The organism is Streptomyces rubradiris (assembly GCF_016860525.1).
Taxonomy (GTDB): Bacteria; Actinomycetota; Actinomycetes; order Streptomycetales; family Streptomycetaceae; genus Streptomyces; species Streptomyces rubradiris.
Window position 1 is genome coordinate 844,339 of the sequence record NZ_BNEA01000015.1, and the last position, 15,116, is coordinate 859,454.

General features: G+C 72.7%; 13 protein-coding genes. 4 read left to right on the top strand and 9 right to left on the bottom strand.

Annotated elements, in window-relative coordinates:
* Positions 1-9 precede the first annotated feature (9 nt).
* Entirely contained in the window at positions 10-1,056 is a 1,047-nt protein-coding gene (locus Srubr_RS17005; RefSeq protein WP_189989377.1) for an amidohydrolase family protein, read from the top strand.
* Positions 1,057-1,080: 24 nt separating this feature from the next.
* Here Srubr_RS17005 and Srubr_RS17010 read toward each other — a convergent pair whose 3' ends face one another.
* Complete coding sequence (locus Srubr_RS17010) at positions 1,081-2,505, bottom strand: APC family permease (protein WP_189989379.1); 1,425 nt, start codon at positions 2,503-2,505, stop codon at positions 1,081-1,083.
* A gap of 589 nt (positions 2,506-3,094) precedes the next feature.
* On the bottom strand, positions 3,095-3,658 hold the full coding sequence (locus tag Srubr_RS17015; protein WP_189989381.1) for a CGNR zinc finger domain-containing protein: 564 nt from the start codon (positions 3,656-3,658) through the stop codon (positions 3,095-3,097).
* 112 nt (positions 3,659-3,770) lie between these two features.
* Between Srubr_RS17015 and Srubr_RS17020 the strand changes: the two genes are divergently transcribed.
* The 3 genes from Srubr_RS17020 (at position 3,771) to Srubr_RS17030 (ending at position 5,467) form a co-directional block, all read left to right on the top strand.
* The gene (locus Srubr_RS17020) at positions 3,771-4,208 is read left to right on the top strand and encodes a hypothetical protein (RefSeq protein ID WP_189989383.1); all 438 of its coding nucleotides are present in this window, start codon (positions 3,771-3,773) and stop codon (positions 4,206-4,208) included.
* 34 nt (positions 4,209-4,242) lie between these two features.
* Entirely contained in the window at positions 4,243-5,157 is a 915-nt protein-coding gene (locus tag Srubr_RS17025) for an EamA family transporter (RefSeq protein WP_189989385.1), read from the top strand.
* Positions 5,158-5,239: 82 nt separating this feature from the next.
* Complete coding sequence (locus Srubr_RS17030) at positions 5,240-5,467, top strand: hypothetical protein (protein WP_189989387.1); 228 nt, start codon at positions 5,240-5,242, stop codon at positions 5,465-5,467.
* A gap of 18 nt (positions 5,468-5,485) precedes the next feature.
* On the opposite strand, the gene Srubr_RS17035 is transcribed toward Srubr_RS17030, so the two are convergent.
* The 7 genes from Srubr_RS17035 to Srubr_RS17065 form a co-directional block, all read right to left on the bottom strand.
* Complete coding sequence (locus Srubr_RS17035; RefSeq protein ID WP_189989389.1) at positions 5,486-6,295, bottom strand: LytR/AlgR family response regulator transcription factor; 810 nt, start codon at positions 6,293-6,295, stop codon at positions 5,486-5,488.
* Between the two features lie 116 nt (positions 6,296-6,411).
* Positions 6,412-7,278 carry a carbohydrate ABC transporter permease gene (locus tag Srubr_RS17040; protein ID WP_229926393.1) on the bottom strand — a complete coding sequence of 289 codons (867 nt, stop codon included), beginning with the start codon at positions 7,276-7,278 and terminating at the stop codon, positions 6,412-6,414.
* A complete protein-coding gene (locus Srubr_RS17045) occupies positions 7,275-8,234 on the bottom strand; it encodes a carbohydrate ABC transporter permease (protein ID WP_189989391.1) in 960 nt (319 codons plus the stop codon). The genes Srubr_RS17040 and Srubr_RS17045 overlap by 4 nt, the downstream gene beginning before the upstream one ends.
* Positions 8,228-9,538 (bottom strand): ABC transporter substrate-binding protein, encoded by a 1,311-nt coding sequence (locus tag Srubr_RS17050; protein WP_189989393.1) that lies wholly within the window; start codon positions 9,536-9,538, stop codon positions 8,228-8,230. Before Srubr_RS17050 ends, Srubr_RS17045 begins: the two co-directional genes overlap by 7 nt.
* Positions 9,535-10,506, bottom strand: coding sequence for a GNAT family N-acetyltransferase (locus tag Srubr_RS17055; RefSeq protein WP_189989395.1), 972 nt, complete (start codon positions 10,504-10,506; stop codon positions 9,535-9,537). Before Srubr_RS17055 ends, Srubr_RS17050 begins: the two co-directional genes overlap by 4 nt.
* Positions 10,507-10,622: 116 nt before the next feature.
* Positions 10,623-12,995 carry a glycoside hydrolase family 65 protein gene (locus Srubr_RS17060; RefSeq protein ID WP_189989397.1) on the bottom strand — a complete coding sequence of 791 codons (2,373 nt, stop codon included), beginning with the start codon at positions 12,993-12,995 and terminating at the stop codon, positions 10,623-10,625.
* Positions 12,992-15,109, bottom strand: coding sequence for a xanthine dehydrogenase family protein molybdopterin-binding subunit (locus Srubr_RS17065; RefSeq protein ID WP_189989399.1), 2,118 nt, complete (start codon positions 15,107-15,109; stop codon positions 12,992-12,994). The genes Srubr_RS17060 and Srubr_RS17065 overlap by 4 nt, the downstream gene beginning before the upstream one ends.
* Positions 15,110-15,116 lie beyond the last annotated feature (7 nt).

Consider the following 15,116-nt stretch of genomic DNA (forward strand, 5'->3'; position numbering starts at 1 on the left):
GGTCACCGCATGCCCGCCGCACTTCGCCGGATCGACGTCCATCAGCACGTCACACCGCCCTTCTACGGTGCCCTGCTCGCCCAGGCGGGCATCGCCGAGGCGGGTGGCCGCGCGCTGCCCGACTGGAACCCCGGGGCGGCGCTGGAGGCGATGGACCTGCTGGGCACCGCCACGGCGATGGTGTCCGTCTCGACGCCCGGCACCGGCTTCCTCACCGATCCGGCCGAGGCCGCGGGCCTCGCCCGGCGGCTCAACGACTTCTCCGCCGCTCTGGCCGCCGACCACCCCGGCCGCTTCGGCTGGTTCGCCACCCTGCCCATGCCGGACGCCGAGGCCGCCGTGAACGAGGCCCGCCGGGCCCTGCTCTCGCTGGGGGCGGACGGGGTCACCCTGCTCGCCAACACCCAGGGCGTCTACCTCGGCGCGCCCGGCCAGGACGCGCTGTGGCGGTGCCTGGACGAGCACGGCGCGGTGGTGTTCGTCCACCCGGCCGAGCTGCCGGCGCCCGCGATCAAGGACATCCCGCCGTTCGCCGCCGACTTCCTGCTCGACACCACCCGCGCCGCCTACCTCCTCGTGCGGGGCGGCATCGTGCGCGACCACCCGAACATCCGGTTCGTGCTGAGCCACGGCGGCGGCTTCGTGCCGTACGCCTCCCACCGCATGGCCGTCACCATCGCGAACGACACCGGGCGCTGCCCGCTGGACGTGCTGGACGACTTCCGGTCCTTCTACTTCGACACCGCGCTGTCCTCCAGCCCGGCGGCCCTGCCGACCCTGCTGGGCTTCGCCCGGCCCGGGCACGTCCTGTTCGGCAGCGACTGGCCGTTCGCGCCCACCGCCGCCGGGCAGTACTTCACGGCCGGTCTGGACACCCACGTGGACCCGGACACCCTGACGGCCGTCAGCCGCACCAACGCCGAGGCGCTCTTCCCCCGCCTGGCCGCCCGGCCGCCCGCGGCCCCGGCCCGGCCCCTGACCGCGCGGCTGCGCCAGTCGGTGCACCGGGCCGGTGCCCGGCTCGCCTTCAAGCTGGTCCAGCCCGGCGCCGACTGAGAGGCCGGCGGAGCGCCCCACCGCTCAGTGCGCCGCGGTCTCGTCCTGCCCGGCGGGCACGGGGGCGCCGCGCCGGGTGAGCCAGGTGATCGCCCAGAGGGCCACACCGACCAGCAGCAGGACCCCTGCGACGCGGTACTGATCGGCGGGGCGTGCCGAGGACCAGGGAAGGACCAGGTAGACGCAGGTGACCATGCCCACTACGGGCAGCAGGCGACCTGCCTGGAAGTGCCACCCGTCGGCCTTGTCCCGGCGCAGGACGAGGACCGAGAGGTTGACGGCCGCGAACACCGTGAGCAGGAGCAGTGACGTCGTCCCGCCCAGCAGGGCGACGACCGAGCTGTCGGGATTCAGCGAGACGAAGGCGATCAGGCCGAAGGCGATGGCGGTGGTGAACAGGATCGCCGCCTGAGGTGTGCGTCGTACGGCGTGCACCCTGGACAGGAACGGCGGCAGCACCCCCTGTCTGCTCATGCCGTACAGCAGGCGGCTGGCCATCAGCATGTTGATCAGGGCAGAGTTGCCCACCGCGAACATGGAGATGAACGGCAGCAGGTCGGCGATGGGGAAGTCGGGAGCGGCCGTCTGGACCACCGTCGCCAACGGCGTCTCGCTCGATGCCAGCCGGCCGACGGGGACGACGGCGACGGCGCAGACGGACACCAGGACGTAGACCAGCCCGACGATGCCCAGACCGGTGAACATCACACGGGGGAAGACCCGTTCCGGGTTCCTGGTCTCCTCCGCCATGTTGACCGAGTCCTCGAAGCCGACCATCGCGAAGAAGGCCAGCGACGTCGCGGTGCTCACCGCCAGGAACACGCCCTTGTCCGAGGTGGTTTCGAAGGCGACGGCGCGGGAGAAGTCCGCGTTCCCGCCCGCGATGAAGTAGCCGCTGACCAGGACGACGAGGAGCAGGCCGGAGAGTTCCACCGCGGTCAGCACGACGTTGACCTTGAGGCTCTCGGCGACGCCTCGGAGGTTGACGAGCAGCACCAAGCCCATGAAACCGAGGGCGATCAGCATCACGAGGACGTTCCCCGCGTCGAGCCCGAAGCCCGTCACCAGGTTCGCCGCGAACGCCCGCGAGGCGGCGGACGCCGAGGTGATACCGGAACACATCACGGTGAAGCACACCAAGAAGGACAGGAAGTGCTTGCCGAACGCCTTGTGCACGTACAGCGCGGCACCGGCGGCCTGCGGGTACTTGGTGACCAACTCCAGGTAGGAACAGGCGGAGACCAGCGCGACGGTGAAGGCGATGAGGAACGGCAGCCATGCCGCGCCCCCGACCTCCCCCGCGACCTGCCCGGTCAGCGCGTAGATCCCGGTGCCGAGGATGTCACCGACGACGAACAGCAGCAACAGGCCCGGACCCATCGCCCGCTTCAGTTCGGGCCGGCCATCGGTGTCCACGGCGGACGAACCCGGTAAGTCCTGGCGGGACATGCGGCACTCCTTGTCGTGGTGCGGTCGAGGGATCACCCCTCTGTGCGGGTTGTCGTGCACCAGACCGTTGCATCAGGCCGGCCCCATGGTCAACGAATCGGCGCCCCGGCACCGAACCGCTGCCCGCTCCGCGCACCTCCGGCCAGAAAACGTCTTTTTGTGTCGCCTTTCGCAGCGGTCCTCAATTCCTGGAACTGAACGTCGAAAGACTGGAGGAGACGGAGCTGGTATCGCGCGCGACCGGCACCCGCGTCTTCTTCTGCTGGGTGTCCTGCGCATCAGGCGCATCGACAGAACGCGGCACGGCCGATGACGCCGTCGCCGAGCGGCTGCGCACGCCGCAGGAGGCCGGCCGGCCCTGCCCTCGGGAGACAGCCCACGACTGAAGTGGGTGCCGGAAGTGGTCGGCGAGGAAGGCGTGCGCCGGCCCGGCCGGGTCTCCTTCGGCCGGGCTCCGGCACCTGGGGCACCGCGCTTTTTCCTGGTGTGACGCTGCCGGCCGTCCGTGTCTCACATCGTGCTGATGTAAGGGGTCGTTTCGCCTCGACTGCCGCATTTCACGTGTACCGCGGGCTATAAAAACGCGTCATCAACGCGCGCAAAGTCCTCGTCGGTGTGTACCGGCCGAGCCGGTAGCGGCGTGAGCATTGGCCCGGTGCCGGGCCACCGCGTCGTTGTTGGCGCACCGCACGGAGCAGTAGGCACGGCGGCCATTGCGGGACGTGTCCACGAATGCCAGCCGGCAGACGCCGCGTGCGCAGCGGCCGAGCCTGGACGGCGCGGCGGAACAGACGACATAGGACAGACCGGCAGCGGTGATCGCCTTGATGTGGGCGGCGGGGTCCGCTCCCGGAGCGCTGTAGTGCATGTGCGGGGTACCGTCGTGGAGCGAAATGTGGGGGGTGCCGGCGGCACTCGCCAATAACTCGTTGATCCTTTCGCACCGTTGCTCCAGCGGCTGGTCGCCGAAACAGCGGGCGAGCCGTCGGCTCCACTCCCCTATATCGACCGCCTGCCGCGGGGTGAGAGACCGGTGTTCGACGCCGTGCGCCGCGAGGATCGGTTCCAGTTCACGGGGCCCGACGGGGGCCGCGCAGTTGACCAGATCCGCTGCGAGTCGGGCGGCCTCGCCGCCGTAAGGGTTGAATTTCATAGCATCATTAGAGCATGCTTTGTCGCGCGCCAGCGGCTGTTTCTTTCCGGATATGGCCGCTGGTATGGCACGTGCAGAAGACAACCGACCGAAGCAGGTGTCGACGCAGCACATGTCCGTTCTCACCCAGGAAAACATGCCCGTGTTCATCGAGCAGCCAGTGGAGAAACTGGCTGCCTCCGTTCACTCGAGTGAGGCCCTGAACAACGAGTTCTGCTCCCGTTGGAAGGGTGGGCCCCTGACGTGCGTCGAGTGCGTGAAGAACCTGGAGATCCGCGAGGCGCCGACGTTGGACACCACGCGGGTGTTCAGCTCGGGACAGCGCGCGCTGTGCGAGTCGGAGGACCAGCGCGTGGGACAGGGGGCCTTGCCGGCACAGGAGCCCCTGGCCTGCTCGATGCTCACGCGCCGGTACGAGGGGGTGCGCAACTACAAGAGCGTCTACGAGAGGGACGACGACTTCCACAAGGCCTGCGAGTACTTCTACGTGCACATCAAAGAGGCCGAGAAGGAACACGAAGTCCAAGCCGTGAAATCCGCGGCGGCCTGACCGACGGGTGGGGACGGGAGAGCGCTGAGCCGCTGTGAACGCACGACACGCCCACCGCGGCCGATGGGTCCCTCCGCTGCTGGTGCTGGCGCAGATCAGCAGCCTGCAGCTCGGATCGGCCGTCGCCAAGGGCGCATATGACGAAGTGGGAGCCACAGCGCTCGCCGGCATGCGGTTGCTGTTCTCCGCGGTCATCGTATGCGCGCTCGTCCGCCCCCGCCCCAGCGCGATGGCGCCCCGCCAGTGGCGGGCGTCCATCGCGCTGGGGGTGGTCTTCGCCACCATGAACGTCGCCTACTTCCAGGCGATCACCTACCTGCCGATCGGCGTCGCCTCGACCATAGAGCTGCTGGGCCCCGTGGTGGTGTCCGTCGCCATGTCGAGGCACTGGCGTGACATGGCGGGCGCCCTGATGGCGTTGACGGGCGTGGTGCTGCTGGCCTCCCCCGGGGCCGATCTCCCCATGGCCGGACTGCTGATGGGGGCTCTGGCCGCCGTATGCCGTGCGGCCTACGTCGTACTCAACCGACGGGTGGGGCTGCTCTTCGACGACTGGAGCGGCCTGGCCGTCGCACTGGCCGTCGGTGCCTGCCTGCTGACCCCGGTGGCAGCCGTGACCCACGGAGCCGCCGTCGCCCGGCATCCGCACCTCCTGCTGATCGGCCTTCTGGTGGCCGTCCTCTCCTCCTTGATCCCGTACTCCCTGGACATGACGGCGCTGCGACGCATCGACGTACGGGCGTTCGGCGTTCTGCTGGCCATGAGCCCCGCCGTCGGTGCCTGTGTGGGTTTCGTGGTGCTCGGTGAGCACGTCACCGTGCGTCAGTGCGCGGCCATCGCGCTGGTCGTCATCGCCGGAGCGTGGTCGGTCAGATCCGCCCCGGGCCGCGCCGACCGCAGTCCGGCGGGATCCGCCACCGAGTCGGGACCCGGAACGCCCACATCCTGACGTTCCACCGGAGCCGGCGTACAGTCGCCCACCGGCTGTGTAATGGTTGAACGCACTTAGGCCATTGCCTCAGGGTGGCGATATGGATGACTCCGGCATCGATCGCTGTCCCGTCTGCCTGTCGCCGGCCACGGAGGGCGCGGAGTGGGTCCTGCTGTCACGGCACCGGACGTCCGCCGGCTACATCGAGTACTGCCTGTCGGCCTGCGGATGCATCACCGTGCTCCGTGACGGTGACCTGCTGAAGAGCGTCCCCTCGGGCATCGGCCGCACCTCGGCCCCCCGTGGGGACCGCCGCGGAGCCGGGTGAGCCGGGTCCGGGTCGGCCTCAGCGGGCCCGGCCGGCCGCGCGGCCGGTCAGCAGGTCGCGCAGGTCGCGGGCGTTGCGGCGGCTGACGGCGAGCGTGCGGTCACCGATCCGGACCGTCAGGTTGCCGCCCTCCACCCGGAGTTCCTCGATCCTGCCGAGGGCGACCAGCCGGCTGCGGTGGATCCGTACGAAGCCGTGCGGGCGCCACTGCTCCTCCAGGGTGGACAGCGGTATCCGCACCAGATGGCTGCCCTCGCCGGTGTGCAGCCGCGCGTAGTCGCCCTGCGCCTCGACATGGGTGATGTCGGCGAGGGGCACGAACCGGGTCACCCCGCCGAGTTCCACGGGCACGTGGCCGCCGGTGCCGGGTGCGGTGGGAGCGGGCGCCGGGGGTCCGGCCGGGCGGGGGCCCTGACCGGCCCGGACCAGTTCGGCGACGCGCCGCACGGCCTCGGCGAAGCGCTCCTTGCGCAGCGGTTTGAGCAGGTAGTCCACCGCCTTCAGGTCGAAGGCGCGCACGGCGAAGTCCTCGTAGGCGGTGACGAAGACGATCAGCGGCGGTGCGGTGAACCCGCCGAGGGTACGGGCCAGTTCGAGCCCGCTCAGGCCGGGCATGCCGATGTCGAGGAAGACGACGTCGAAGCCCTCCGGGCCGGCCGGGTCCCGGGTGCGGGCGTCGTCCAGCCGGCGCAGCGCCTGGGTGGCGTCCCGCGCGGGCACGGCCGTGCCGACCCGGGGGTCCTCGCCCAGCAGGTACAGCAGTTCGTCGAGCGCGGGTCGTTCGTCGTCCACGGCCAGGACGCGCAAGGGCGCGTCGCTCACCCCCATGTGCGCACCGCTCCTCTCGTCCTCGACCGCTCCCCCATGGTGGTCCAGCCGCTCACCGGCGTCGAGATCGCGGACCGCGGTGTGTCCGGGCCGTGATGCCCGGGGGACGCGAATCGTTATTTGAGGCCGCTGAGCATGACGCCGCGGATGTAGTGCTTCTGCAGCAGCAGGAACAGCACCAGCACCGGCAGGACGCTCAGCACGAGTCCGGCCATGACGACGGGCATCGTACGGGCCGGGTCGACGTGGTCACGCAGCAGCTGGACGCCGACCGGCAGGGTCATCAGGTCCGGGTTGGCGGTCGAGACGAGCAGCGCCCAGATGTACTCGTTCCAGGCGTCGACGAAGGTCAGCAGCCCGAGGGTGACCAGGACCGGCTTGGTCTGCGGCACCACGATCCGCCACCACACCGTGAACTCGCCGGCCCCGTCGATGCGGGCGGCCTCCAGGACCTCGTCGGGCAGGGACAGCATGAACTGGCGGGTCAGGAAGATCCCGAAGCCGTTGACCAGGAACGGCACGGCGAGGGCCGCGATGCTGACGGTCAGGCCCGCGCCGCCGCGCCCGAGCAGGTCGTTGCCGCCCGCCAGCGGCCAGTGCACCAGGATCAGGAAGCGCGGGATGAGGAAGAGGAACGGCGGGACCATCATGGTGGCCAGCACCAGCCGGAAGACGAGGTCCCGCCCGGGGAAGCGGAGCCTGGCCAGCGCGTAGCCCGCGAGCGACGAGGTGAGCAGCACCGACAGGGTGATCACGGTGGTGACGACGACGCTGTTGCGGAAGAGCACCGGCAGGTTCAACTGGTCCATCGCCGCGCGGTAGTTGGACAGCGCGAACGCCTTCGGCAGAAACCGGTACGGCAGCGTGCCCGCCTCGCCCGGCCCCTTGAAGGACGTCATCACCATGTCCAGGAACGGCACCACCGTGAACAGGGCGCCGGCCACCACGACCAGGTACGACAGCCACGGGAAGCGGCGCCTCACGCGTCCTCCCCCGCCCGGCGGAAGACCCACAACTGGGCCAGGGTGACCACGAGGACCACGGCGAACAGCACGAACGCGGCGGCGCTCGCCGTGCCCCAGTCGCCGTACTCGAAGGCCCGCCGGTACATCTCCAGCGCGGCCACGTCGGTGGCGTCGCCCGGGCCGCCCCTGGTCATCACGGTGATCAGTGCGAAGGACTGCAGGCCGGTGAGGAACTGGGTGACGCACACGAACAGCAGGGACGGCCGCAGCAGCGGCAGGGTGATCCGCCAGAAGACGGTGCCGGGCCCGGCGCCGTCGAGCGCGGCGGCCTCGTGGTAGGAGGCGGGGATGGACTTCAGCCCGGCGGTCAGCACGAGGATGGCCGAGCCGAGCGAGGCCCAGGCCTGCACGACCACGACCGAGGGCAGCGCGGTGTCCGGGTCCTGGAGGAACGCCACCGAGCCGAGCCCGAGGGCGTTGAGGACGCCGTTGGCCAGGCCGCCCGGCTCGTAGATGTATTTCCAGACGTTGCCGACGGCGACGACGGTCGTGACGATCGGCAGGAAGTACAGGGTGCGCCACAGCCCCTGGAACCGCAGCCGGTCGACGCACGTGGCGACGGTGACCGAGCCGGTCAGGGCCAGCGCCACGGTGCCCAGCGCGAACAGCAGCGTGTTGGTGAGGACCGGCACCAGGAACGTCGACCCGCCGGCGAAGAGGGCGGCGAAGTTGTCCGGGCCCACCGGCTCGATCGCGCCGAGGTCGAAGCCGGTCCAGTGGGAGAGCGACAGCAGCAGCGCGAAGCCGAGCGGCAGGAGCAGGAAGACCGCGAAGAACAGCAGCGCCGGGGCCAGGAAGAGGTAGGCGGCGACCGTCTCGCGGTGCCGGCCCCGGCGGCGGCCGTGACCGGCGGGCGCGCCGGGCGGCGGGCCCGGTGCCCGCTCGGGCGTCTGCGGGGTCAGGACGTTCACCATGACCGGGACACCTCCTGGTCGACCTGGCGGCGGGTGGTGCGCAGCGTCTCCTCGACCGACCGCCGACCGGTCCACAGCGCCTCGATGTTCTTGCGCAGCAGCGTCTTGGCCCGGGGCGCGCCCGGCCCGTTCGGCTCCGGCACGGCGTAGTCCAGCGCGTCCAGGAACGGGCGCAGGTTCGGGTCGCCGCCCGTGCCGAGGAGCGCGCGCATGTCGTCGGCGCGGGCGGTGAGGGTGCCGGCGGACACCTGGAGGGCGCTCATCCGGGTGGCCGCGGCGCCTTTCCGCGTGGTCACCCGGTCGGCGTTGAGCCAGCGCAGGAACTCCCAGGCCTCGCGCGGGTGCCGGCTGGCCGTGTTGACGCCGAGCATGAAGCCGGTGGCCAGAGTGGCGGGCCGGGCGCCCGGCGCGGGGACGGGCACGGGGGCGACGCCGACGTCCCGGTAGTCGCCGCCCATCAGGGGCCGAAGGCTGCCGGTCCACCAGCCGGCACCGATCACCATGGCCACCCGCCCGGACGGGAAGGCCTGGTAGACGTTGACGGCGGGGGCGCTCGCCCCGCGGGTGACGAGCCGGTGTTCCAGGGCGAGCGCGGCGCGGCCGGCCGGCGAGTCGATGGCGGTGGACCTGCCGTCGGGGGTGACGAAGCGTCCGCCGGCGGCGTGCAGCAGGGCGAGGGTCTGGCCGACGGTGGTGGCGTCGTCGTTCGCGGACAGCCCGAACCCCTGGACGAGGGGGTTGCCGTACCGGTCGCGGCGGGTGGTGCGGTAGGCGGCCTCCTCCAGCTCCGGCCAGGTGCGCGGCGGGCCGTCGGCGCCGGCCTCGCGCAGCAGCCGCCGGTTGTAGTAGAGGGCGTACGTCTGGGCCTCGGTGGGATAGCCGTAGACCGTGCCGTCCACCGTCACGGCGCCGACGGCGGCCGCGCCGTAGTCGCGCCGGATCCGCTCGGCGTGCTCGGGCGGCGCGGGCCGCAGCACTCCGGCGCGCACCAGCTGGCCGTTCCACAGGCAGTACGGGTGGAGGATGTCGGCGCCCTGGCCCGCTGCCTGCCGGACCATGAACGTGGTCAGCAGGTCGGTGAACTCGACGGCCTTGGTGCGGATCTTGACCCGGTCGTGGGTGGCGTTCCACTCGTCGACCGGGCCCTGGAGGGCCTGGCGGAGCGTGCCGCTCGCGTAGTGGGACAGCAGGGTGAGGACGATGGGGTCGCCGGGCCGCCCGGTGCCCCGGTGCGGGGCGGCGCAGCCGGCGGCGAGCAGCGCCGAGGGGAGGGCGAGCACGAAGTGCCGGCGGCTCCGCGTCACCGGGCGGCCTCGCGGCGCAGTACGCGGAACACCCGGGTGGTGGTGAAACCGGCCGCGCGGTACAGGTGGCCCGCCGGGGAGTCCTCGCCGGTCCACAGGAACCAGGCGCCGTGCGCGCCGTGCGCCCGCATCCGCTCCAGGACCAGGTGGAGGAGGACCTTGCCGACTCCGCTGCCGCGCAGGTCCTCGCGCACCCCGAAGGGGCCGAACCGCTCGGCGGCTGCCTCGTACGCCCCGTGCATCGCCCAGCCGGCCATCCGGCCCGAGGGGTCCCGGGCGACGACGATCCGGTCCAGTGGGGTGCCCGCGGCGCAGCAGTCGCGGATCGCGCGGGCCCAGTCGGCGTGGAAGTGGGTACCGGCGAGCGCGATCAGGTCCACCAGGTCGTCGTCGGCCGGGGTGGCGAACCGGTAGCCGCGGGCCGTCAGGCCGTCCCGGCGGCGGGCGACCTCGTCCGGGAGGCGGTAGCCGACCAGGCCGCGGTCCATCGCCGCCGCCTCGTACAGCGTGCGGAAGCCCAGCGAGGCGAGGAGCCCGGCCGCTTCCGGGTAGGTGCCGGTGTCCAGGCCGGGCAGGAGGTAGTTCGGGGTGTACGACGCGAAGTCGACCCGGGTGCGGCCGTGGCCGTGCAGCCAGTCGAGGGCGTCGGTCAGCAGCCGCCGGCCGAGGCCGCGTCCGCGGGCGGCGGGGTCGACGAAGAAGAACGGGATCCAGCCCTGTTCCGGCTCCAGGTCGGTGCCGGCCTGCGGGACCAGCCGGCGCACCGCGTAGGCGGCGCCGGCGATCCGGCCGCCGGTCACGGCGACCCGGAGCCCTTCCGGGTCGAAGTTGGCGTCCAGCAGGACCAGGGAGCGGAACCGGCCGGGGGTGAGGGGGTCGGCCGGCGCGCTGCGGCGCCACGCCTCCACCACACCCGGTCCGTCACCCGTGCGGAAACCGCGGAGCACGGCCCCGTCGTACTGGCTCATCCTGTGCCCCCGTCTGGCTCGTCCTGTGCCGCCGGCTGCCGGGCGGCCTGTCGAAACGGTGGCTGGAAATCTACTGGTCCGTCCGGGAATGTCGAGCCGGACGCGCCCGGAACGGCTCAGTCCGGCAGCACCAGCCGGGCCGTCTCCCCGGGGCCGACCGGCACCACCCGGTCGTGCAGCCGGATGTCGATGGGTGAGCGGTCGGAGGCCGGTACGGCGATCTCCAGCAGGCCGCTGCGCAGCCGCAGCCGTACGCCCCAGTGGCCGTGGTAGCGCAGGGAGAAGCCGTAGGAGGACAGCTCGGGCAGCGGGACGGGGTCCAGGCACAGGCCGCCGCGGGTCTCCAGGCCGGTCAGTCCGCGCTGGACGAGGTCGAGGGTGCCGGCCATCGCGCCGAGGTGGACGCCCTCGCCGGTGGTGCCGCCCTGGAGGTCGGCGATGTCGCCGCGCAGCGCCTCCTGCACGAACCGCCAGGCGTCGGCACGGCGCGCGCGGGCCAGGATCCAGCCGTGGACCAGGCCGCTGAGGGTGGAGCCGTGGCTGGTGCGGTGCAGGTAGTGGTCCACGGTCGCGGTCCAGGTGTGCTCGTCCAGCCGGTGCCCCAGGCGCTGGAACAGGCCGCGCAGTTCGCCGGGCGAGAAGAGGTAGCCGAGCATCAGGACGTCGGCCTGCTTGGACGCCTTGTAGCGGTTGACGGTGTCGCCCTCGGCCTCCAGTATCCGGTCCAGCCGCCGGATGTCGTCGTACCGCTTGCGGTAGCCGTCCCAGTCCAGTTCGGCCAGGTCGGCGTAGCCGTCGAACTGGCTGATCACGCCGTCGTGGAAGGGGATGTGGAGGCAGCGGGAGACCTGCTCCCAGCGGGCGGGCTCGTCCTCGGTGAGGCCGGAGTACTCGGTCAGTTCGCGGCGGCGCGGTTCGGGCAGGCCGGCCAGGAGTTCCAGGGCGCGGCCGAGCACCCAGGCGGCGGTGACGTTGGTGTAGGCGTTGTCGTCCAGGCCGGGGCGGGCGGCGCCGGGGTAGGAGTCGTGGTACTCGTCGGGGCCGACCACGCCGCGGATGCGGTAGCGGCCGAGGTGGTCGTCCCAGACGGCCGAGTCCGCCCAGAAGCGGGCGATCTGGAGGAGCATCTCGGCGCCCTCGCCGTGCCGGAAGCCGGTGTCGCCGGTCGCTTCGCAGTAGTGCCAGATGTTGTAGGCCACGGCGGAGCCGACGTGGTGCTGGAGCCGGGAGTGGTCCGGCAGCCAGCGGCCGGAGCGCGGGTTGAGGTGGAGTTGCTGGGTCTCCTCGCGGCCGTCGCTGCCGCTCTGCCAGGGGTAGAGCGCGCCGCGCCGGCCGAGCGCGGCGGCGGCGTGGCAGGCGGCGTCCAGCCGGCGGTGGCGGTAGCGCAGCAGGGCCCGGGAGACCTCGGGCAGGTGCAGGTTCAGGTAGGGCAGGACGAAGAGTTCGTCCCAGAAGACGTGGCCCCGGTAGGCCTCGCCGTGCAGCCCCCGGGCGGGCACGCCCACGTCCAGGTCGGCGGTGTGCGGGGAAAGGGTCTGCAGCACGTGGAACAGGTGCAGGCGCAGGATGCTGCCCGCCTCGCCGGGCACGTCGAGCGCGGTGCGCCGCCACAGTTGCTGCCAGGCGGTGCGGTGGGCCTCCAGCAGGGTTTCGAACGGGGGCGCGCCTGCGGTCCGGTCGAGGGCCGCGCACAGCGGGTCGCTGATGGCCGGGTCGTGGGAGGTGTGCAGGGCGACGGTCTTGTCCACGGTGGCGGTCCGGCCGGGCGGCAGGCGCAGTCGCAGCCGGTGCACGGCGCGGCGGTCCTCGGTGGCGTGGTGGACCGGTGCCTCGGCGGTGAGCCGGGCGGCCAGGCCGAAGCCGATGTCGGAGGTGCGGGTGTGGCAGCGCAGCCAGACCGTGCCGGGGGCGGCGGCGCCGGCTTCGACCCGGGTGAGGTGCCGGCCGTCCAGTTCCCGGTAGCGGGCGACGCCGGAGTTGGTGACGCGCCCGTCGAGCGCGGCCTCCACGTCCAGGTCCAGGGGTTGACCCTCGGCGGTGAACTCGGTGCGCAGCGCCGCGAGATGGGGGTCGGCCAGGTGGACCAGGCGGACCTGCCGGACGAGCAGGCTCGCGCCGGCGCCGAGCGGGTAGCGGGTGCGGCGCTCCAGTGTCCCGGGGTCGAGGTGGAGGACCTGGTGGTGCTCGGTGACGGGGGTGGTGTCCGGGGTGAGCCAGTCGCCGCCGGCCGGGCGGAAGCGCAGCGGCAGCCAGTTGGGGAGGTTGACCATGTCCTCGTTCTCGACCCGGCGTCCGGCGACCTCGGAGGTGAGCCGGTTGTAGCAGCCGGCCGCGTAGGTGCCGGGGTAGTGGATGTCGTCGGCGGTGCACTCGGGCAGCGCGCCGCGGGTGGCGAAGTAGCCGTTGCCGAGGGTGCACAGGGATTCCCGCAGGCGTTCCTCGCCGGGCCGGTAGCCGTCGTACTCCCAGGTGGGCCCGGTCACCGTCATCCCTCGGACAGCAGGCCGGCGAGAATCCGGTCGGGGGTGAGGGGGAGTTCGCGGAAGCGGATGCCGGTGGCGTGGTGGACGGCGTTGCCGAGGGCGGCGGCGCTGCCGACGATGCCGATCTCGCCGATGCCCTTGCTGCCCATGGGGTTGAGGTGGGGGTCGTCCTCCTCGATCCAGTGGGCCTCGATGGCGGGCACGTCGGCGTGCACGGGCACGTGGTAGGAGGCGAGGTCGGCCTCGGGGAAGTCGCCGAACGCCGGGTCCAGGGTGCTGTGTTCGGTCAGGGCCATGCCGAGGCCCATGACCATGCCGCCGGTGAACTGGGAGCGGGCGGTGCGGGCGTTGAGGATGCGGCCGGCGGCGTAGACGCCGAGCAGCCGGCGGACCCGGAGCTCGCCGGTGACGGTGTCGACGGCGACCTCGGCGAAGTGGGCGCCGAACGCGTGCTTGGCGTAGGGGCTGTCGGCGCCGGCCTTCCCGGTGGTGTCCGCGCGGGTCTCGATGCCCTCGGGGGGCAGCGGTCCGGGGTGCGCGGCCAGCCGGGAGGCCAGTTCGGCGCAGGCGTCGTGGACGGGCCAGCCCCAGGAGGCGGTGCCCATGGAGCCGCCGGCCAGAAAGGCGGGCGGCAGGTCGCTGTGGCCGATCTCGACGCGGACCCGGTCCAGGGGTGCGCCGAGGGCGTCGGCGGCGATCTGGGCGAGGACGGTACGGGCTCCGGTGCCGATGTCGGTGGCGTTGATCCGGATGGTGAAGGTGCCGTCGGGCAGGGCGCGGGCCGCCGCGGCGGACGGCTGGGCGGCGGCCGGGTAGGTGGCCGCGGCCACTCCGGTGCCGGTCAGCCACGGGCCTTCGCGGCGCGTCCGGGGGCGTGGGTCGCGCCCGGCCCAGTCGAAGCGGCGGGCGCCCTCGCGCAGGCACGCGACGAGGCTCCGGCTGCTGAAGGGTTTGCCGCTGCCCGGCTCCCGGTCGGGTTCGTTGCGTATCCGCAGTTCCACGGGGTCGATGCCGAGGGCGTCGGCGAGTTCGTCCACGGCCGACTCCAGGGCGTACATGCCGGGTGCCTCGCCGGGGGCGCGCATCCAGGACGGGCTGGGGATGTCGAGCGCGGTCACCCGGTGGGTGCTGAGCAGGGCCGGGGTGGCGTACATGACGCGTGAGGGCACCGCGGCCTGTTCCACGAACTCGCGCACGCGTGAGGTGTGGGTGGTGACCTCGTGCAGCAGGGCGGTGAGCCGGCCGTCGGGGTGCGCGCCGAGCCGCAGCCGCTGCACGGTGGGGGCGCGGTGGCCGACGGTGGTGGGCAGGTGGCGGCGGGGGTAGGCGACGGTGACGGGGCGGCCGGTGTGGCGGGCGGCCAGGGCGGCGAGGACGACGTCGGGGCGTGGGGTGCCCTTGGAGCCGAAGCCGCCGCCGACGTGTTCGGTGACGGCGGTGACGTGGTCCTCGGGCAGCTCGAACAGCCCGGCGAGCACGGACCGCACGGTGCTGCCGCCCTGGCTGGAGGTGTACACGGTGAGCCGGTCCCCGTGCCAGTGGGCGGTGCTGGCGTGCGGTTCCATGGGGTGGTTGTGCAGTGGCGGCACCCGGTAGGTGACGTCGAGGCGGACCTCGGCGGCGGCGTAGGCGGCCTCGGGGTCGCCCTGTTCGAGCCGGCCGGGGTAGCCGCCGCCGACCTCCTCGGGTTCGTAGGCGTCCGGGTGGCCGGGGACGAGGGTGACGTCGTGGGGTTCGGGGGCGTAGTGGACGCGGACCGCGCGGGCGGCGTCGCGTGCCGTCTCCAGGGTCTCGGCGACCGCCAGGGCCACGCACCAGCCGCGGTGCGGCACCCGCGGGTTCTGCAGCACGGCGAGCGTGTGGTCCTCGGGTTCGGCGAGCCGGGGGGCGTCGCCGGGGGTGAGGACGGCCAGGACGCCGGGCAGGGCGAGGGCCTCGGAGGTGTCGACGGAGGTGACCCGGCCGTGGGCGATCGCGGCGGGCACGGGCCAGGCGTGGGCGCGGCCGGGCAGGGTGTACTCGGCGGCGTAGCGGGCGGCGCCGGTTACCTTCTGGCGTCCTTCGCGGCGTTCGGCGGGGGCACCCAGGGCGGTGCCGGTCGTGCCGGTCGTACCGGTCATGGGGGTC

Bases quoted from the DNA above. Each gene is read 5' to 3' on its own strand.
- Srubr_RS17020 (WP_189989383.1), top strand. From the start codon at position 3,771: ATGTCCGTTCTCACCCAGGAAAACATGCCCGTGTTCATCGAGCAGCCA.
- Srubr_RS17045 (WP_189989391.1), bottom strand. From the start codon at position 8,234: ATGGTGAACGTCCTGACCCCGCAGACGCCCGAGCGGGCACCGGGCCCG.
- Srubr_RS17065 (WP_189989399.1), bottom strand. From the start codon at position 15,109: ATGACCGGTACGACCGGCACGACCGGCACCGCCCTGGGTGCCCCCGCC.
- Srubr_RS17015 (WP_189989381.1), bottom strand. From the start codon at position 3,658: ATGAAATTCAACCCTTACGGCGGCGAGGCCGCCCGACTCGCAGCGGAT.
- Srubr_RS17055 (WP_189989395.1), bottom strand. From the start codon at position 10,506: ATGAGCCAGTACGACGGGGCCGTGCTCCGCGGTTTCCGCACGGGTGAC.
- Srubr_RS17005 (WP_189989377.1), top strand. From the start codon at position 10: ATGCCCGCCGCACTTCGCCGGATCGACGTCCATCAGCACGTCACACCG.
- Srubr_RS17010 (WP_189989379.1), bottom strand. From the start codon at position 2,505: ATGTCCCGCCAGGACTTACCGGGTTCGTCCGCCGTGGACACCGATGGC.
- Srubr_RS17060 (WP_189989397.1), bottom strand. From the start codon at position 12,995: ATGACGGTGACCGGGCCCACCTGGGAGTACGACGGCTACCGGCCCGGC.
- Srubr_RS17035 (WP_189989389.1), bottom strand. From the start codon at position 6,295: ATGGGGGTGAGCGACGCGCCCTTGCGCGTCCTGGCCGTGGACGACGAA.
- Srubr_RS17030 (WP_189989387.1), top strand. From the start codon at position 5,240: ATGGATGACTCCGGCATCGATCGCTGTCCCGTCTGCCTGTCGCCGGCC.